General features: G+C 49.7%; 14 protein-coding genes. 5 read left to right on the top strand and 9 right to left on the bottom strand.

Going from position 1 to position 19,940, the window contains the following annotated elements:
• The first annotated feature begins 29 nt into the window (after positions 1-29).
• Positions 30-2,543: a glycosyl hydrolase 115 family protein gene (locus E5331_RS07290; RefSeq protein ID WP_275441132.1), complete on the top strand. Its 2,514-nt coding sequence runs from the start codon at positions 30-32 to the stop codon at positions 2,541-2,543.
• A 146-nt stretch (positions 2,544-2,689) separates the two neighbouring features.
• Here the strand turns inward: E5331_RS07290 and bla are convergent, their stop codons facing one another.
• The 8 genes from bla to E5331_RS07250 form a co-directional block, all read right to left on the bottom strand.
• A complete protein-coding gene (gene bla / locus E5331_RS07285) occupies positions 2,690-3,646 on the bottom strand; it encodes a class A beta-lactamase (RefSeq protein WP_123483070.1) in 957 nt (318 codons plus the stop codon).
• A 132-nt stretch (positions 3,647-3,778) separates the two neighbouring features.
• Positions 3,779-5,233, bottom strand: a complete 1,455-nt coding sequence (locus tag E5331_RS07280) for an amidophosphoribosyltransferase (RefSeq protein WP_135984729.1) — start codon at positions 5,231-5,233, stop codon at positions 3,779-3,781.
• Between the two features lie 180 nt (positions 5,234-5,413).
• Positions 5,414-5,707 carry a PG0541 family transporter-associated protein gene (locus E5331_RS07275; RefSeq protein WP_123483075.1) on the bottom strand — a complete coding sequence of 98 codons (294 nt, stop codon included), beginning with the start codon at positions 5,705-5,707 and terminating at the stop codon, positions 5,414-5,416.
• A 14-nt stretch (positions 5,708-5,721) separates the two neighbouring features.
• The gene (locus E5331_RS07270) at positions 5,722-8,841 is read right to left on the bottom strand and encodes an efflux RND transporter permease subunit (RefSeq protein WP_135984727.1); all 3,120 of its coding nucleotides are present in this window, start codon (positions 8,839-8,841) and stop codon (positions 5,722-5,724) included.
• Positions 8,842-8,907: 66 nt separating this feature from the next.
• A complete protein-coding gene (locus E5331_RS07265) occupies positions 8,908-9,966 on the bottom strand; it encodes an efflux RND transporter periplasmic adaptor subunit (RefSeq protein WP_420813762.1) in 1,059 nt (352 codons plus the stop codon).
• Between the two features lie 68 nt (positions 9,967-10,034).
• On the bottom strand, positions 10,035-11,360 hold the full coding sequence (locus E5331_RS07260) for a TolC family protein (protein ID WP_135984725.1): 1,326 nt from the start codon (positions 11,358-11,360) through the stop codon (positions 10,035-10,037).
• Between the two features lie 177 nt (positions 11,361-11,537).
• The gene (locus tag E5331_RS07255) at positions 11,538-12,221 is read right to left on the bottom strand and encodes a TetR/AcrR family transcriptional regulator (protein ID WP_135984723.1); all 684 of its coding nucleotides are present in this window, start codon (positions 12,219-12,221) and stop codon (positions 11,538-11,540) included.
• Between the two features lie 169 nt (positions 12,222-12,390).
• Positions 12,391-13,350 carry an NAD-dependent epimerase/dehydratase family protein gene (locus E5331_RS07250; protein WP_123483085.1) on the bottom strand — a complete coding sequence of 320 codons (960 nt, stop codon included), beginning with the start codon at positions 13,348-13,350 and terminating at the stop codon, positions 12,391-12,393.
• A 207-nt stretch (positions 13,351-13,557) separates the two neighbouring features.
• Here E5331_RS07250 and kbl point away from each other — a divergent pair, with 207 nt between their 5' ends.
• The 4 genes from kbl (at position 13,558) to E5331_RS07230 (ending at position 18,604) form a co-directional block, all read left to right on the top strand.
• Positions 13,558-14,751 carry a glycine C-acetyltransferase gene (gene kbl / locus E5331_RS07245; RefSeq protein WP_123483087.1) on the top strand — a complete coding sequence of 398 codons (1,194 nt, stop codon included), beginning with the start codon at positions 13,558-13,560 and terminating at the stop codon, positions 14,749-14,751.
• 119 nt (positions 14,752-14,870) lie between these two features.
• A complete protein-coding gene (locus E5331_RS07240) occupies positions 14,871-15,359 on the top strand; it encodes a sigma-70 family RNA polymerase sigma factor (RefSeq protein ID WP_135984721.1) in 489 nt (162 codons plus the stop codon).
• On the top strand, positions 15,352-16,008 hold the full coding sequence (locus tag E5331_RS07235) for a FecR domain-containing protein (protein WP_135984719.1): 657 nt from the start codon (positions 15,352-15,354) through the stop codon (positions 16,006-16,008). The genes E5331_RS07240 and E5331_RS07235 overlap by 8 nt, the downstream gene beginning before the upstream one ends.
• A 16-nt stretch (positions 16,009-16,024) precedes the next feature.
• Entirely contained in the window at positions 16,025-18,604 is a 2,580-nt protein-coding gene (locus E5331_RS07230) for an outer membrane beta-barrel protein (RefSeq protein ID WP_135984717.1), read from the top strand.
• 115 nt (positions 18,605-18,719) lie between these two features.
• Here the strand turns inward: E5331_RS07230 and E5331_RS07225 are convergent, their stop codons facing one another.
• Complete coding sequence (locus tag E5331_RS07225; protein WP_135984715.1) at positions 18,720-19,901, bottom strand: dicarboxylate/amino acid:cation symporter; 1,182 nt, start codon at positions 19,899-19,901, stop codon at positions 18,720-18,722.
• Between the last annotated feature and the right edge of the window lie 39 nt (positions 19,902-19,940).

Raw genomic sequence — 19,940 nt, 5'->3', positions numbered from 1 at the left:
CCTTTTCCGTGGTGGCAAAGGATCATGACATGTCGGTCGGCACATCATCTTCCGGCGACTCCGTTGCGGGTTTTACGATGATTTCTGAGAATGGTTTGCCCTGCATAATCCTTGATCCGGATGATCAGAAGGGTGTGGGGATAGCAGTGAATAATTTTGCAGCCGACCTTAGGAACGTGTCGGGCAAGATGCCTGTGGTCTCTTCCGAGGTGAAGGGTCCGAAGGCGATAATTGTAGGCACTCTCGACAGCAAATTCATACGTCAGCTTGCCAAGGAGAAAAAGATCGACGTGTCCGGTCTCAAAGGTAAGACTGAGCAGTATCTTATCACTTTCGTAGATAACCCGATGCCGGGTGTGGAGGAGGCTGTCGTGATTGTCGGAAGCGATCGCCGTGGCACAATCTATGGCGTCTATGAGATGTCGGAACAGATCGGTGTCTCCCCCTGGTATTGGTGGGCGGACGTGCCGGTGGAGCATAAGGATAATCTGATTCTCCGTAAAGGGGACTACACCAATGGCGAACCTGCCGTGAGATACCGCGGTCTGTTTCTTAATGATGAGGCTCCATGCCTGACGGGATGGGTGAAGAATTATTTCGGTACTAATTATGGCGGTCATGAATTCTATGGTAAGGTTTTCGAACTCATATTGCGTCTGCGTGGCAACTATATGTGGCCTGCCATGTGGGGGTGGGCGTTCTATGCCGATGATCCGGCAAATAGCGACCTTGCCGATGAGATGGGCGTAATCATGGGCACATCGCACCACGAGCCGATGGCACGCAACCATCAGGAGTGGGCAAGGAAACGCAGTCAGTATGGCGCATGGGATTATGCCACCAATAAAGACACCATTGACAAGTTTTTCCGTGAGGGGATACGCCGGGTGAAGGATAAGGAGGATATAGTCACTATCGGAATGCGTGGCGACGGCGATGCTCCGATGGGTGGAGAAGAGGGGCATGACCATGAGTATGTTTCAAGAGACCGGGAGAATCTGCGCCTGCTGGAGAGGATTATCAGCAACCAGCGTAAGATCATAAAGGAGGAGACGGGTAAGTCGCCCGATAAGCATCCGCAGTTATGGGCTCTTTATAAGGAGGTGCAGAAGTATTACGACATGGGGCTGAAAGTGCCGGATGATGTGATAATCCTTCTTTCTGACGACAACTGGGGTAACGTGCGCCGTGTGCCCACGGATCAGGAGAGCAAGCATCCTGGTGGATTCGGTCTGTATTATCACGTGGATTACGTGGGTGCTCCACGCAATTCAAAATGGCTTAACGTGACGCCTATCCAGAATATGTGGGAGCAACTTAGTCTGGCTACCGAATATGGTGTGGATAAACTTTGGATACTCAACGTAGGCGATCTTAAACCGATGGAGTATCCCATCTCCCTCTTTATGGATATGGCTTGGAATCCTACCGCATACGATGCCTCAAACATCCTTGACCATACCGAAAAATTCTGTGCGCAGCAGTTTGGCGAGGATCAGTCTGCCGAGGCTGCACGCATATTGAATCTGTATAGCAAATATGCCGGACGTGTCACTCCCGAAATGCTCGACCGCACCACATATAATCTTGAAAGCGGTGAATGGCGCAATGTGCGTGCCGATTTCCTGATTCTTGAAGCAGAGGCGCAACGTCAGTATGACTCCCTTTCCCCGCAGTATCGTGATGCCTACAAGCAGATAATATTGTATCCCGTATCGGCTATGGCAAACTTGTATGATATGTATTATTCTCAGGCGATGAATCATAAATTGTATTCCGAGGGTAATCCTGACTGCAACCTTTGGGCAGACCGTGTGGCGAAGACCTTTGCCAGGGATAAGGCTCTTTCCGACGACTATAACCATACCATGTCGGGAGGGAAATGGAACGGTATGATGACGCAGAAGCATATTGGCTATACCTCTTGGAGTGATGATTTCCCGGAGGATGTGATGCCGGAGGTATTCCGTATTGATGATAGTAAGGCTCAGGGAGGCTACGTATATAGCGGCAAGGATGGAGTGGTCAGCATGGAGGCACCGCATTATTGGGATGCTGAGAACGCTGCGAATGCCGGATGGACGGTAATCCCTGACATGGGACGCACGCTTGGCGGCGTGACGCTTATGCCACGTAAGTCATCTACAGATAATGCATGTCTGCGCTACAAGATGCAACTTGATGAGCGACCCGATTCCGTTGATGTGCTGGTGGTGGTGAAATCCACGTTGGCATTCAGCCGCAAGTCCGGTCATCGTTTCGTCGTGGGCATAGAGGGTGGAGGCGAAGCGGAGGTTAACTTCAACCATGACCTTAACGAAGAGAATGGTAACGCCTACACAAGATTATACCCCACCGTGGCGCGTCGTGTTATCGAGAATAAGGTGAAACTCCCGGTGCCTGCAACTACCGACGGCAGTTATACCCTCTATCTGCGTCCGCTTGATCCGGGAGTGGTATTTGAGAAGATAGTGGTGGATTATGCCGGCGGCAATAAGCCCGGCTATCTCCACAATGAAGAGTCGCCCGTCAAGAGGAAATAAGTACAGATAAAACATAGACAGATACCACTAAAACAGATAACGCAAACTCCCGAATGAGCTTGCGTTATCTGTTTATAACAGGTTGCGTTATCTGTCCGAATAAATATTATCGGATGAATATTATCGCATGATATTATCGGGTGGTATTATCGGATGAATTGGAGTATGGATGTGGTGATGGATGCTATCAGTGAATCTGCCTGTGATTGTTCACCGGGATAGTCTTTCACGAGAATAGCCAGTGCCGTTTCCCTTCCGTCGGGCATTATGATGTAGCCGACATCGTTAATGGCTATGATTTCACCCCGTTCATTGGTGTAGCCGCTCCCTGTGCGATGATACAGGCGGGCACCGTCCACAGTAGCGACTCCCTCCATCATGCGGTCGGTGGCACTGACGCACTTACCCATCCATTGACGTATGGAATCCTGTTTCTCCTGCGATACGATACTATCCGTAAACACTCTCTTGACCAGTGCGGCACAGGAGAGGGGTGAGCTGTAATTGTCGTAGCTTATGGCATGGTCGCGTTGCATCTGACTCTCGGTGTATTGCAGTCTGAATGAATCCGGTATACCAAGATTGCGGATAAAGGAATCTGTGTGGCTTACAGATACGATACTGTCAAACAGTACGTTGCTGGCATTGTTGTCGCTGACGGTAAGGATGTATCGCATAAGTTCACCGACAGATATTTTCAGGTCGCCTTTAGGATAATCCTTCAGCATTGGGCTCCATGTGGTTTCTGACAATTGGCTCCGCTGCAAGGTCATGATACTGTCAAGCGATTGATTACGGCTGTCAAGTTCATGAGCAACAGCAAGAGCCTCATGCAATTTAAACACGCTCATGAGAGGGTAGCGCACATCATTATTAACAGCTACAGTATCCCCCTCCGAAGTGATGACTGCCACGCCCACCGTCCCCGGCACATCGCGCACCAGGCTGTCTACAAGTTGCTGCAATTCCTGCGCCTTATCCTCTTGCTCGGAAGATACGGTTTTATTCCCTCCGCAAGAAATCAGAGAAGAGATCGCCAAGACTTGAAGCACCAGTCTCCACTTGTTATTCTTGAAAATACTGATCGTTATCTGTTTAGTCATAATAATTGATATCTAAAAAAGATAATTTTAATATGAAGGGTTTTGGATAAAAGTAGATACGCAAGAATAAAATATAAAAGGCAGACCGTTTAAACAAGTCAGCCTTTTATATTTGTATTTTCTATAGTTTGGTTACTTTTTCTCCTTGTGGCAGCCGCATGACTTGCAGGGATGGAAACGGCTGCTGCCATCGAAGCAGTGGGTGCAGAGACGGTTCTTGGGGAGTCCGATGGATTTTACAAGAATCTCTATCGGATTAAACTTCAGAGAGGTGAGCCCGAACCGCTCACGTATCTTCTCTACGAGAGTGTTGTATTCCGGCGAACCGGTTGTTGCGTACTTATCGAGATTCTTGTTGGGATCCCCCTCCAGGTCGCCGATGATGCGGCGAGTCAGCAGTTCCATGTCGCTCTTCGATGAGGTGAAACCGATGAAGGGGCAGCTGTAGATCAGTGGAGGACACGCGATGCGGATATGCACCTCCTTTGCTCCAAGATCATAGAGATCCTTCACGTTGTCGGTCAGCTGTGTGCCGCGCACGATGGAGTCGTCGCAGAGAAGGGCACGCTGGTCATAAAGCATCGCACCGTTAGGCACGAGTTTCATCTTAGCCACAAGATTGCGTCGTGATTGGTCGGATGGTGTGAAGCTGCGTGGCCATGTGGGGGTATATTTAGAGATGCAGCGACGGTAGGGTATTCCTTTGCCGGCTGCGTAGCCCAAAGCCATGCCTACACCGGAATCCGGTATGCCGGCTGCGCAGTCCACTTCGCTCTCATCTGTCTGTCCCATCTCGAAACCCGACTTGAAGCGCATATCCTCCACGTTGGTGCCTTCGTAGGTGGACGTGGGGAAGCCGTAGTATACCCATAGGAATGAGCATATCTGCATGTCGTCGCCTGCCGGAGTGATTACCTTCACGTCGTCGGCAGTGATCTCCACCACCTCTCCCGGACCAAGGTCGCGATAGTGTTCATATCCGAGATTCGGGAATGATGTTGACTCGGAAGCGGCGGCAAATCCCGTGCCGTTGATTTTCTTGCCGAGAATGATAGGGGTACGTCCGAGCTGGTCGCGTGCGGCGATGATGGAATTTTCTGTAAGTATCAGAAGTGAGCAGGAACCCTCTATGCGCTCAAACATGTGGGCGATACCCTCCGCAAACGTGCCATACTTGTTGATGAGGAGTGCCACAAGTTCAGTGGGGTTAGTACGCCCCGAACTTAATTCCCCGAAATGAGCACCCTCTTCCAGAAGCTCTTTCTCGAGCTGCTCAATGTTGTTGATCTTTGCTACCGTGACAATGGCAAATTTCCCGAGATGAGAGTTGATGACGATTGGCTGGGGATCATTGTCGCTGATCACCCCGATGCCGTAGTTGCCAGCAAACTTCTCAAGCTCATCCTCGAACTTTGTGCGGAAATAAGTGTTTTCGATACTGTGGATGCTGCGGCAGAAACGATGACTTTCTGCATCGTAAGTCGCCATACCTGCACGGCGCGTCCCAAGATGTGAGTTGTAGTCAACTCCGTAAAACAGTTCGTTTCGGCAGGCATGCTTTGATGCTGCTCCGAAAAAACCTCCCATAGAAACTATTTTATTTAAGAATGATGCTGCAAAATTACAAAAAAAACTTCATACAAACATAAAAATGGAGCCATCCTCCATTAAAAAATGGGAATGGCTCCATCTTAGGGCTTGCTTTTTGAATGACTTCTTTGAAGATTATAATCCGATGCAAGCCGGGAAAGACATGAGGTCGTGGTGTCATATTGTGTGCGTCACGGGCCATACGAATGCCCTTAGTCCGAGAAGAGGCTTGGACTCGTCGAGTGCCTTCAGTTTGTCGAGCACCGGCTGTAGACGATGGTCTTCGACTATGGTCAGTATGGCTCCTCCCAATGAGGGCCATGCATGGCTGCCATAATGAGGATCCCCCTTCACGCTCCCTCTTCCTTGCGTCTCGCCGAATGAGGTGAAACCACGGCAGGAGTTCTTCTCAAGGAGGTCTAAGATTGCCTCATGATGAGCCTGGTCGTAGGCTATGAATATTGCTTGCATATTTTCGGGTTGGATTATTTGTTGAGTTTACGAAGTTTCCTGCGCTGATTCTTGACACCATTGCCTGCAAACACGCAGTATAGCACCGGCACGAAGAGCAGCGTAAGGATTGTGGAGAAGGTGAGACCGCCGATCACAGCTGTGCCCATAGGTCGCCACATCTCTGCGCCCTGTCCGCTGCCCACTGCCATAGGCACCATGCCGAGGATGGTGGTCAGTGTGGTCATGACCACAGGGCGGAGCCTCGACTTGCCGCCGAGAATCACCGCATTGCGGATGCCCATGCCTCTCTCTCGGTTGAGTGAGATATAGTCGATGAGCACGATACCGTTCTTCACCACGATACCGATAAGCATTATGGCGCCGATCATACTCATGACGTTGAGTGTATGCCCGGTGATCCACAATATCAGGAATACGCCCGAGAAGGCGAACAGAAGGGAGGTCATGATGATGCCGGGGTAGGTCAGACTCTCAAACTGGGCTGCCATGACCACGTAGACAAGGATGATGATGAGCAATCCGAGCATCATAAGGTCGGAGAATGAATCCTGCTGATCCTCATACGATCCGGAAAGGCTGATGTTGATGCCGGAGGGGATGTGCATCTCGTCAATCTTTAATTCCGCTTCCGTCACTACCTCACTCATAGGCACACCGTCTACCACTGCCGACACCGTGATGATACGTTCGCGGTCCTTTCGCTCGATGGTAGGGGGAGTGAAACGCTCCACCACCTTACCCAGCTCCTTAATCCTGACACCGGCACCGGTGGGTGTGTAGACCACGATATTCTCTATGTCAGAGAGCGATGTACGGTTCTCCTTGTCATACATCACCTTGATATCATATTCCTCGCCATCCTCACGGAAACGTGATGCCGTTGCGCCGTTGATACGGTTGCGGAGATAGCCTGCCGCTGTCTGGAGGTTCAGCCCGTATAGCGCGAGTTTCTCACGATCGAAATCCACCTGATATTCCGGCTGATAGTCGGAGCGGGAGATAGTCACGTCGGCTGTGCCGTTTATCCCTTCCAATATGGTCTTCAGTTGACGGGCCACGGAGTCGGTCTCATTGAAGTCGTAGCCGTAGATCTCGAAGTCAACGGTAGACTGTCCGCCCATACCGCTGCCGCGTCCGCCGCCGATGTTGACCTGTGCCTTCTTAAACTCCGGGAATCCACTCTCAAGGTCTTTACGCATGCCGTCGGCTATCTCCTTGATGCCGCGTTCACGGTCGCCCGGGTCGGAAAGACGTATGTTCATCGAGATGATGTGAGAACCGTTGTCGGAGAGAGAGGCAAACGTATTGTCGGAACTTGCCGGACCGACAGTGTAGCTCGACACGAGAATCTCCGGATATTTCTTGCGCCAGAGTGAGTCGAGACGTTGCACAGCCTCCTGTGAGATCTCCACTCTTGTGCCGATGGGTGTCTCCAGCTCAACGCCAAGACGTCCGTCGTCGGCTGTCGGGAAGAACTCTGTGCCCACCTGCTTCATGAGGAAGATGGAGCCTACGAATGTGGCGAGACAGATCACGATTGTCACCGTGCGGTGTGCCACCACCACGTTCAACAGGCGTGCATAGCCATTGTCGAAACTGTCGAGGGCTTTCTCTATCGGGGTGAAGAAGATTGTGTAGAGGCGTGAATGCTTGTTGTTGAGACGAAGCCACTGCGAGCAGAGCATCGGGGTGAGCGAGAGTGCGCAAGTGGTGGAGATTATCATCATGATTGTCACCATCCATCCCAGCTGACGGAAAAGGACGCCTGTCATGCCGGTCACCATGGTCAGCGGGAAGAATACGGCGATAAGAGTGAGCGTGGAGGCTATTACCGACACTGCCACCTCATTCGTGCCGTGTACAGCCGCCTGTTTCGGGTCGGCTCCGCGTTCGATGTGGGTGGTCACGTTCTCAAGCACAACGATAGCATCGTCCACGACCATACCGATAGATATGGAGAGGGCGGAGAGGGAGACGATGTTGAGGGTATTGCCCGTAGCGAAAAGATAGATGAACGAGGCTATGAGCGACACCGGGATCGTGATGATGATAATCATCGTGGCACGCCATCTTCCGAGGAACACAAACACCACTATCATGACGAAGAGAAGGGCGTAGAGCACTGTCTCCTCAAGCGATGCGATGGTGTTGCGGATATTGTCTGACGTGTCGACAATCACTCCCAACTTCACGTCGGAGGGGAGGTTCTTCTGAAGGCGCGGGAGCATCTTCATCACTTTCTCCGAGATAGCCACGGAGTTTGCACCCGATTGCTTCTGGATGATGATCATCGCACCCTCCTTGCCTCCGATATAGGTCTGTTGTGTGCGTTCCTCAAGGGAGTCGTCCACACGCGCCACATCTTTCAGATAGACCACTTTCCCCTGATACGTGCCGACAGGGACGTTCTCCATCTGCGCGGCATCGTCAAACTCGCCCTGCACGCGGAGAGCGTAGGTGTTGGAGCCGATGTCGAACGAGCCGCCGGGCACGTTACGGTTCTCCGCACCGAGGATTGCGGCGATGCTCTCCACGGAGATATGGTATGCCTCAAGACGGTTGGGGTCGCAATACACGTGTATCTCGCGTTTCGGTGCGCCGGAGATCGACACGGTTCCGACACCGTCCACACGTGCCAACGGATTGGCAACCTGATCGTCAAGAATCTTGTAAAGACCTGCCATACTCTCTTTTGCCTCTACCGACAGAAGGCAGATCGGGATCATGTCGGTGGAGAATTTGAAGATTATAGGGTTTTCCGAATCATCCGGAAGGGATGATTTCACCATGTCGAGCTTGTCGCGCACGTCGTTGGTGAGCACGTCGATGTCGTAGCCGTACTCAAACTCAAGGGTGATTACCGACGTGTTCTCGCGGGAGTCGGAGGTGATGTGCTTGAGATGCTCCACGGAGTTGAGCGCATTCTCAAGCGGCTTGGTGACGTTCTGCTCGATATCTTCCGCACTCGCACCCGGATACATGGTTATGACCATGAGAGTGTTGGTGTCGATATCGGGATAAAGGTCGATCGGAAGCTTGGCGAGTGAGAAGATACCGAGGATGATCACCGTGACGAAGCATAGTGTGGTCATGATCGGACGTTTCACCGCAGATGCATATAATGATGCCATAGGGTCTTTATCTGTTGGTTGATTAATCTGTAAAACTCACTGGTTATGTGTTGACGCGGATGTAGTCTATTTGGCTACGTCCACCGCCATGCCGTTGGCGAGCTTGCTCTGTCCTGACACGACAACCTTTGAACCTGGTTCCACGCCCGACAGCAGCTCGTAAGTGTTGCCGAGACGCTGACCGAGTTCCACTTTGTTGTAGCTTACTGTGCCATCGCTGTTGAGAACGTAGACGTAATGGTTGCCGGAGCCGGGCTGCTTCACGACTGCGCGGTCAGCCACCACCACGTGTTCAGCCTCACCGAGATTGAGCTGCACGCGTCCGAACATGCCGGGGAGGATTCTCCCCTCGGGGTTCTTCATGGTGATCTCCACTCCGAATGTGCGGCTGTCGGCATCTACGGTAGGTGCGACCATTGTGATGGTGCCGTTGAACAGCTCGTCGCCGTAGGTGTCGAAAGTCACGTCGGCGGGCATCCCCTTCTTCACTTTTGAAAGTTCGCTCTCCGAGACGTTGATCACTATCTTCACAGGCTGCACCTGTGCCACGGTCACTATAGGTAGGGCGCCGGTCATGTCGCCCGGATCATAATTGCGTGCGGTCACGATGCCGTCGATAGGGGAGACGAGCACGGTGTTCTCCTGCACGTTTCTGAGGCTGCGTTCCGCCGATGCGAGGGCATTCTTGGCATTCGTGAGCTGGAGCTGCATCTGGTCGACGTTCTGCTGGGTGCCGCCACCGATTTTCAGAAGCTCTACGGCGCGGTCATAATTGAGCTGAACGTTCTCAAGATTTGCCTTGGCATTCGCCACCTGCAATTCGTAGGATGTGGTGTTGACATCGTCCATCACCACCAGCTTCTGACCCTTCGATACGCGTATCCCCTCGTCAACGAGAATCTGCTTGATTCGGTTAGGAGAGGCGGCGCTGATGTTGTTGATGAGCTCCGGCTCGACGGTGGCTGTGTAGTGTCCTTCCTGCACCACGGGGCGGAAGTCAACGGTCTCGACTTTCACGAGCGGTTTCTTCTCGTCGGCAGTATCCTCTTTGGTTTCGGTCTTGCCGCCACACGATGTGGCGAGGAGTAGAGATAAGATGGAGAATGATATTAATTTCGATTTCATCATGAATGAGGTTGTTGTGTTGTCGGTTTTTAGATGTAGGCAATCTCTTGCTCAGGAATTGAGATCAGTCACTTCACTCCCTTTCCGAGAAGCAGGTCGAGTTCAGACATCGACACGAGATAATTATATATTGCCTGAAGATAGGATAGCTTTGCAGTGGTGTTGGCGAGTTCGCTGTCGCGGAGGTCGAGATAAGTGGCTGCACCAATGTCGAAGCTCTTCTGCATTATGTCGTGGGCTTTCTCCGCCTGACGCATCCCCTCGGCACTCGACTCTATCTGGCGCGCCTCCTTGTTGATATTGTCTATGGCAAGCTCCACCTGCATGTTGAGCGATTCCACGAGATTCTGACGCTGCAGGTCGATCTCCTTCAGTTGCACCTGAGCTTGTTTAAGCCCGTAATATTTTGAGCCGCCTGAAAAGATGGGCACGGAGAGCTGGAGCCCGACGGTGCTGTAGGGGTTAAACATCTGGTTCTTGAAGGGTGAGCCGTTGCTCAGTGATAGCCACGATAGGTTGAACGATGCGCCGAGCGTGGGGATCCACGCCATTTTCTTCAGATCGACGTTCTTTGAGAGTATTCTCTTCTGTATGTCGAGCGAACGCAGAGAGGAGTTGTCGGATATTGACCTGTCGGCAGATGCCGGATAGGAATATATGTTGCGCTGCATGTCGGAGAGCGTGACGTTGGGGCGTATCTCCACATCCGTAGATATCCCCATCAGCACTTTCAGCTGCAACTGGCATTGCCTTACGGCTATGTCGGCCTGCAATAATTCCGGCTCAATGTTTTTCACCTGCACCGATGATCTCAGCACATCGTATTCCGAGGCGGTCCCGGTAGCCAGGCGTTTGGCATATACATCTGCATTGAGCACGGCGATGTCGTAGTTCTGCTTCACCACGTCCTTCGAGTCAATTGCGAGCAGTAGGGAATAGTAGGCTTTGTTGATGTTGTTGACGAGATCAAGTTTCGATGCTCTTGCGCTTTCAAGCGAGGCTACTATCTGCTCGTCGGATATGCTTATGGATTTCCATAGCGATGGGGCTATGAGCGGCATTGATGCGGTGAAGCCCATGTTCCATGTGTTGTCCGAACCCATTTTCAGGTTCTGGCTCTCGCCCCCCATGTTCATGCGTATGGTCTGCAGCTCTATCGAACGCTGATAGGCTGCAGAGAAATCGATTGAAGGGAACAGCGAGGCGAGCACTTCTTTCTTGGAGTAGTCGTATTTTTTTACTTCCATGTCGGCAATCCTCACCGTGGGATTGTCGCGTAAGGCTATTTCCACACACTGTTCTCTCGAGAGAACAAGAGGATCGGCGGCTATGGCTTTGTGGGAGCCTCCGATCATTAGTATGATCGCTGCCGAATACTTTAGAAATATTTTCATGTGTTTATGATGGGGTTAATTTTAGATTACGATGTCAGTACGATGGGCGCGTGTATACTTACCCATAGATAATAAGACAGACCTATCTTATTATAGTTTAAGATAGGTCTGATAAATATGTTGGTGTAATTCGGATATAAATTCGTCAGAATGTCGGCAGAGAGCCGGAAGCGCGATTCATCGCTGACCCTCAATGCGTGGGGATACCTGATTGAGTGGGATTTTTCTGACGAGCTCCGGATGCTTGCTAAGGAACTTGTCGATCACCTTCATACCCTTTTCCGATGCTATGCCCCTGACGAAGCTGACGCATACCGTGTCATACACGTCGAGTAGCGTTATATCGGATGGGAATGTCTGCTCGAATCTTTTCAGCGATTCCATCTGCAGAACAAGCATTCTGAAATGCACCAGATAATTTATGTCTTCCCGGAATAGTCCATTCTTCACGCCGTTTTCCACTAATGCGAGCATATTCTTCAGATAAATGAATTGTGTTTCCCTGGAATTTTTGTGGTTTCTCATGTAGAAGGCATCCATATCATGGTAGAAGCCGATATCCATGTGGTTGATGATGTCGCGGCTGTAGAGGAAAATCTTAAGAAGGGCTTCTATCTCGTTGTTGGAAGTCTGTGCAATCTCGAGATGTTTATCCGCAAGGTTAGTGTTGTAGGCTTTGATCACCTCTGCAATTAGAGAGTCTTTGCTTGAAAAAATCTCATATAGCGTGCGTTTTGAGATTTTTAGGGTAGAGGAGATGTGATCCATTGTAGTACGACCTATGCCATTCTTTATCATGATTTCAAGTATCGAGTCAATTAATGACTTGTGACTCGTTGCAAGAGTCTCTTCTTGTTTCATAACAGAATAATAACAATAAATTTTGGTATGGCAAAGGTATAACAAAAAAACTGAAAACCATATTAGAGTTTTCAGTTTTTTATCGTGATTACGTCATTTTTGGTTGTTTTGGTATCCCAATACGCCAAGTTGACTACAAAAAAGGGAAAATAGACGTATAAAGTTGGTGTTATTGGATTCCGAATTTAATACGAAGGTTGGCGAGCATGTCTTTTGTCATTGCCTCGAGATCATATTCCGGCTTCCAATCCCATTCCTCGCGCGCGCAGGTGTCGTCAAGGCTGTCGGGCCATGAGTCGGCGATGCTCTGGCGTAGCGGGTCAAGCTCGTAGCTCATCTTGAAATCGGGCACGTGTTCCTTTATCTTTGCGGCGATGATCTCCGGATCGAAGCTCATTGACGCGATGTTGAAGGAGTTGCGGTGCTTGAGACGTGAGGGGTCTGCTTCCATGATCTCCACTGCTGCACGGAGCGCGTCGGGCATATACATCATGTCCATGAAAGTGCCCGGCTTTAGCGGACATTTGAATTCCTCACCCTTTACTGCCGAATAGTAGATGTCGACGGCATAGTCGGTGGTGCCGCCGCCCGGAGGTGCCACGTAGGATATCAGTCCCGGGAAGCGTACCGAACGGGTGTCTACCCCGAAACGACGCCAATAATAGTCAGACAATAGTTCTCCCGATACTTTGGTGACTCCATAGATTGTCTCCGGACGCTGCACAGTGTCCTGAGGGGTCTTTACGTGGGGAGTGCTGGGTCCAAATGAGCCTATGGAGCTTGGCGTGAATACCGCACACCCTTTCTCGCGAGCCACTTCCAGTGTGTTGTAAAGTCCGCCTACGCCGATTTTCCAGGCGAGCTGGGGCTTTGCTTCTGCAACTGCGCTCAGGAGGGCTGCCAGATTATAGATGGTGTCGACTTTGTATTTGTCGACCGCCTCGGCTATCTGCGCAGGGTTGGTGATGTCGACAATGTGCGACGGTCCGCTTTCAAGAAGCGCACCTTTGGGTTCGGCTCCCGGTATGTAGCCTGCCACAACGTTCCCCTCCGGATAGAGCGATCTGAGTTTCATGGTCAGTTCAGATCCGATCTGTCCCGTGGCTCCAATGATTAGGATATTCTTCATTTCCTCGTCATGATTAAGGTGAATCCTGTTTTTTTTGAAATTGAGAAGAGATTTGTTTAAATTTTTTTGCAAAGATAATACTCATAAGGTAAAAAATCATTAACTTTGACTAAATTTTTTTAAGGCAACCCGTATTGACCTCCCATTTTTATGGAAAAATGTCAGTATGGGATGCGGAAAACTGTCTAAACCTAAATATTTACTATCATGTACGGTAAATTTCAGTCTCATCTGACAAAAGAGCTGCAAGACATCAAGGATGCCGGGCTCTACAAAAACGAGCGTATAATCACCACTCCGCAGAGTGCGGGAATCGAAGTCGAGAACAACGAGGGGGAGGTGCTTAATTTCTGCGCAAACAACTATCTCGGTCTTGCCGACAACAGACGTCTTATCGAGGCTGCCAAGAAGGCGATGGATAAGAGAGGCTACGGAATGTCGTCCGTGCGTTTCATCTGCGGCACACAGGATCTCCATAAGGAGTTGGAGAAGGCTATCAGTGATTATTTCAAGACAGAAGACACCATATTATATGCTGCTTGCTTTGACGCCAACGGCGGTCTGTTTGAGCCACTTTTCACCGAGGAGGATGCCATAATCAGCGACTCGCTCAATCATGCGTCCATCATCGACGGCGTGCGTCTCTGCAAGGCTAAACGTTTCCGCTATAAGAATGCGGATATGGAGGATCTGGAGCGTTGCCTGAAAGAGGCTCAGGATTGCCGTTTCAGAATCATCGCCACCGACGGCGTGTTCTCTATGGATGGCAACGTTGCTCCGATGGATAAGATCTGCGAGCTTGCGGAGAAGTATGACGCTCTCGTGATGGTCGACGAAAGCCATTCGGCAGGTGTGGTAGGCAAGACGGGTCATGGCGTGGCTGAACAGTTTGATTGCTACGGCAAGATCGATATCTTCACCGGTACACTCGGCAAGGCGTTCGGCGGTGCCATGGGTGGATTCACCACCGGCAAGAAGGAGATCATCGACATGCTCCGTCAGCGTTCGCGTCCGTATCTCTTCTCCAACTCTGTGGCACCCTCCATCGTGGGCGCAAGTCTGGAGATGCTGAAGATGCTCGGCGAGAGCAATGAGCTTCATGATAAACTTGTCGAGAACGTGAATTATTTCCGCGACAAGATGCTGGCAGCCGGATTCGACATCAAGCCCACACAGAGTGCGATCTGTGCGGTGATGCTCTACGATGCCAAACTCTCGCAGGACTTCGCGGCAGAGATGCAGAAAGAGGGAATCTTCGTGACCGGTTTCTACTATCCCGTCGTTCCGAAAGGACAGGCAAGAATCCGCGTGCAGCTTTCAGCCGGACACACACGCGAGCAGCTTGACCGTGCGATAGCAGCCTTCATCAAAGTAGGCAAAAAGCTCGGCGTTCTCAAATAATCCAACAGGAAATACAGAATCGGGGTTGTCAACGCGCATTGACAACCCCTTATTTTTTTTGTAATATTTTTGTGTTGGTGAGGTTCAGTATTTGGGGAGTTGCGTGTATTTATTAATGTATGGCGACGAATATTGAAATAGAGACTCTCTTCAAGAGCAATTATGCAGTGATGCACCGACTCGCTTCCATGCTGCTTCATGACGGGGAGTCTGCTCACGACATTGTGCATGATGTCTTCACTTCCCTGATGGATAAGGATACGTCGGGGAGTGTGGATACTCCATATCTTTTGTCAAGCGTCAGGAACCGGTGCCTGAATCGCTTGCGTGACATTGACGTGAGGGAACGTTTCAAAAGATTGTACATTTTCTGCAATAATGAGGCTGACGAATGTGATGACTGGCCTGACGAAAATCTGCTTGAGATACTGGCTCATTGTGAGGATTGGCTGCCTCCAAAATGTTCAAGGGTTTTCTGTATGAGATTTCGTGAGGAGATGAAGACGGATGAGATTGCCTCCGAACTCGGAATGGGTGAGAGAATGGTATTCAAGCATCTTCGCCATGCGTTGGATATATTACGTTTAAAACTGAATCAGAATGGATAAGTTTGAATCGTTGCTGAATGCAATAGAACATCCGGAGAACTACACACCGGACGAACTCGAGCGTATGGCTTCCGATCCGGAGACATCGGAAATTTACCGTGCTCTCTGCGCTGCACGTAGTTCGGCTTTCTCCGGCAATATGCTTGAAGAGGATGACGTTGAGAAGGAATGGGAAAAATTCTCCAAGACCCTTTCAAAAAGACCTAAGAAATGGAAATTCCCGGCATACCTTTCCAGTCGTCGGCACATAGTAGCCTGCGCTGTGATAGGCGTTGTCTCAGTTTCAATGTTGGCAATAGGTGTTTCAATGAGCATGAAAATGAATCATGCGGATAGTCCGAAAATAGAGAAACCGTCAGATGTAGTAAAACCTATACTGACAACATCCGAACTGTCGGACATATATCCTGACTCAACATCAGTCATGAAGAGGGACCTTGTGTTTGAAAATGAGTCCCTGGACGTAATCCTTGACCGTCTTGCTCCACACTATGGGGTGAAGGTGAACTATATGACCGATGCGGCAAAATCCATAAGGCTTTTCTACAAATGGGATTCATCAATATCTCTTGACAGCTTGATCGGGCAGCTCAACACATTCGAAAGAATACGTCTGCATCGTGATGGCGACACCCTAAACGTAAACTGACATAACTTTTACCGACATGCTACGATTTAATAAAATAGTGATGGCAATCTTTGCCATTCCGCTTCTCATTTCCCTATCCCTTCTCTCATCCTTATCTGCATATCCCTACACCTTTTCCTACAGATTCAATGCCACGCCCGTATCTGAAGCCTTGACAAAACTGATAAAGGAGCATCCCTCAGCAAAAATAACGTTCATATATAATGACCTTGATGATTACACCACGTCTGTCAATGTGGACACCGATGACGTAATGGAGGCTGTACGTGGCATTACCGGTCTGAATCCCATATCTGTCACGGAAAAGGATGGACAGATCTACATAGAGGTGATACACCGTGGAAAATATCACTATCATGGTAGGATCGTCAATGAGTTTAGCGAACCGGTGCCTTATGCCACTGTGCTCCTGCTCTCTCCAAAGGATTCCACTGTGGTGACTTACGGCATAACCAAGTCTAATGGCAAGTTCCTGATACCTTGCGATCGTAAGGATGTGATCGCAAAGATCAGCAGCATAGGCTACAGGAAGAAATATATGAAATGTGGCTCCCAATCTCTCGGCGACATAACTCTGAATACTCTTGCCATAAATCTGAAGAATATTGACGTGAATGCGGATGATGCTCATCTTTATTCCGACCGGACGGTGTATGTGCCGCAGCAGCGACATAAGAATTCATCCATGTCTGCCATTGAACTGTTGCAAAGGATGGGTATTCCTCAGCTCCTGTTCAGGTCGATTAATGCAGCTCCCACGACAAACTCCGGTCAACCGATAGCCTTTTTTATAGACTATCTTCCGGCTTCCGACGAGGAGTTGTCAGGAATGAATCTTCAGAACGTAAAGAGGGTGGAATATCTTGAATTTCCGGCAGACTCACGTTTTGGCGGTAAACCTTTCGTCGTGAATTTCATAATGACAAGATATGAATATGGAGGCTACTTCAAGACGTATTTAAATAAAAATTTCATACTGAACACTACGCAAGTCAATGAGTACGCTCGTTTCCAATATAAAAGAATGACATACGACCTTACGGGACTCGGATTCTTTTCAAATGCCGGTCATAATGGGAATCAGACCACTGAAACGTTCCGGCTTCCTCAGCCTGATGGGACTATGAAGGAATTCAACCGTTATTCCAACACGTTATCATCAAAGAGGAAAATCAGGCAATACAGAGCTTCATTTAAAGCCACGTATGAGTCCGATAATATAACCGCGAGCAGCCGTGTCTATGGCACCATCGACAATGGTCCCAACAGTGATATGGGTGGCACGGTGGCATATTCCCCTTCTGATTTTCCGAATTCAACGTATAGTATGAGTCGCGACTCCAGATCAAGATTCATACAATTCAATGGTAACTATTATTTCAAGTTGTCGGATAAGGATATGCTGATATTCTCTCCAAAATATTCATTCTCTCATACGGAAGATGGTTCAAATTATGCAGAAAAAGGATTCTCTCCCAAGATCAATTTCGCTACTGACAATACCAACCAGTTATATGGAAAAATTTCTTGGCAGCGTCGGTTGGGAAAATTCGGCACGATAACCTTATATGGGAATGGAGAACATGATTATTATCGCACACGTTATTCCGGAACGTCCGATGCATACGACCGCACGAAAAATACGCGTATTTCCACAGTCGCCGATTATGAGGTGTCAATAGGCAATCTGTATGGCGGTGCAAGTTTCGGTTGGAGTTGGGACAACATCAAAATGAATGAGGTGAAATCGAAAGTTTCCTCTCCCAGTATGTCTCTCTTCCTACAATATCTCGTAACCCGACAGCATCAGGTATATGGCAATTTCAGATATTCTACATGGTCGCCCAATCCATCGTTCATGAGCGAGAATGTGATACAGTCTAACCATCTGATGAGCTACACGGGAAATCCGAATCTTGTGCCAAGCAAGACTTATAGCGTCAATATCAACTATAGCTGGATCCCCTCCAATCGTTTCAGTTTATCTCTGTTCGGTAGTACATGGACAGTAAAAGACCGTTATGTCTACGATTATGAGGCATCTGCCGATGGCTTACTCCGCACGATAAAGCAGCCTTTGGGCAGCTATATGATAGGTAATGTGGGAGTCTCTGCGAGGGCATCGTTTTTTGGCAGGGCTCTACAGATAAATGGGAATATCAGTCAGCATTTCGCACATAATGGCGCACCATATAACTATACACGTTTCCCGATCTCCTTCGTATTGAATGTAAACTATTATCTCAAGGATTTCTACTTCAATACCTATTATTCCTCCCGAAATCACTATAGCGACGGCTACATGGTGGGCACATGGATGGAGTATAAGGATAATTATCAGATCAGTGCGGGATGGGCAAATGCGAAATGGAATCTAAGGGTGACGGCTTCCAATTTCGCGCGTTGGAACTGGATATCTCATAAAGCCTGGTTCAAAAGCCGCTATTACGATAATTCCGATGTAGTGTCGACAGGTGATTACCATGCCCGTTTCACAGTCTCAGCCACCTTCACGTTCGGATATGGCAAGAAAGTGAAAGCCGACAGGGAATCCGGGGGTGGCGATTCCGCAACGTCCGGCATCCTTAAGAATTGACAATGGGGACGCAAGTTTTCAGTTATGCGTAAACCTTCAGTTACGCGCAAGCTGAAAGTTTGCGTCCCCGTCTGTATATGTGGCAGATTCTCTGCCACAGAAAGGCGCTTGTCGCTCAGAGCGATTCATTCATCCGGTGTGCCGTGGAGGGGAAGCAGCGGTTGATGACGATGGCGATGAAGCCGTCGCCGGTCACGTTGCAGGCAGTGCCGAAGCTGTCCATGGCGATGTAGAGTGCAATCATGAGTGCCTGGTCAGCTTCGGAGAAGCCGAGCATGTTGGCAAGTAGTCCGAGCGATGCCATGATGGCTCCACCGGGTACTCCGGGTGCCGCGATTATCGAGATGCCTATCATGAAGATGAAGCCGGCAAACATAGGCGTGTCGTAGGGGAGTCCCTGCATGATCATGAGTGCAACCGCACATGCCACTATCTTCATCGCGCTACCCGACATGTGGATGGTGGCGCATAGCGGTATCACAAAACCGACTGTGTCCTCATCTACCCCCATCTTGATTGCCTGACGGAGCGTCACGGGAATGGTTGCGGCGGAGGATTGCGTACCCAATGCCGTGAAATACGCAGGGAGCATCGTGTAGAGCAGTTTGAGGGGATTCTTCCTTGCCACTAATCCTGCAATCAGATATTGCACCAGCAGCAGGAAGATGTGCATGGCGAAGATTACGAGTATTATCTTCACGAATGCCGACAGCACGGTTGCCACTTGTCCGGATACCGTCATGTTGAGGAATATGCCGAATATATACAAAGGAAGCAACGGGATGATGACTTTCGCGATGGTCATTGACACCACATCCCGGAATTCATTTAACGCGGATTTCAGAGTGTCGCCCTTTATATAGGCGAGGGCGAGACCGAGAGTGAAGGCGAGCACAAGGGCACTCATCACTCCGAACAATGGGGGCATCTCCACTGTGAAGTATGCCGACAGGTCGTGACCCTCCTCCAGATTACGAAGTGCCGCCGGGGAGATGAGACGCGGGAAGAACGTGTCGCCCACCCAGTAGCTCATGAAGCCCGACAGTGTGGTGGAGAGATAGGCGAGAGCCGCAGTGGCGAGAAGCATCTTTCCCGCCTTGTTGCCGATGTCGGCGATTGCCGGAGCCACGAAACCAAGTATGATGAGCGGTATCAGGAAACCGAGGAATTGGCTGAAGATGGCATTAAACGTGGCGAAGAATCTTCCGAGCCATATCGGGAAGAATTGTCCCGCGATTATGCCGAGGATAATCGCGATGATGATTTTTACAAGAAGGTTGATTTTCGGAAATTTCATAATATTAGACATGAATTATTTTACAATCGATTGCTGCCG

It is taken from the genome of Lepagella muris (assembly GCF_004793975.1).
GTDB classification, from domain to species: domain Bacteria; phylum Bacteroidota; class Bacteroidia; order Bacteroidales; family Muribaculaceae; genus Lepagella; species Lepagella muris.
This window is presented reverse-complemented; position numbering and strand designations above follow the sequence as displayed.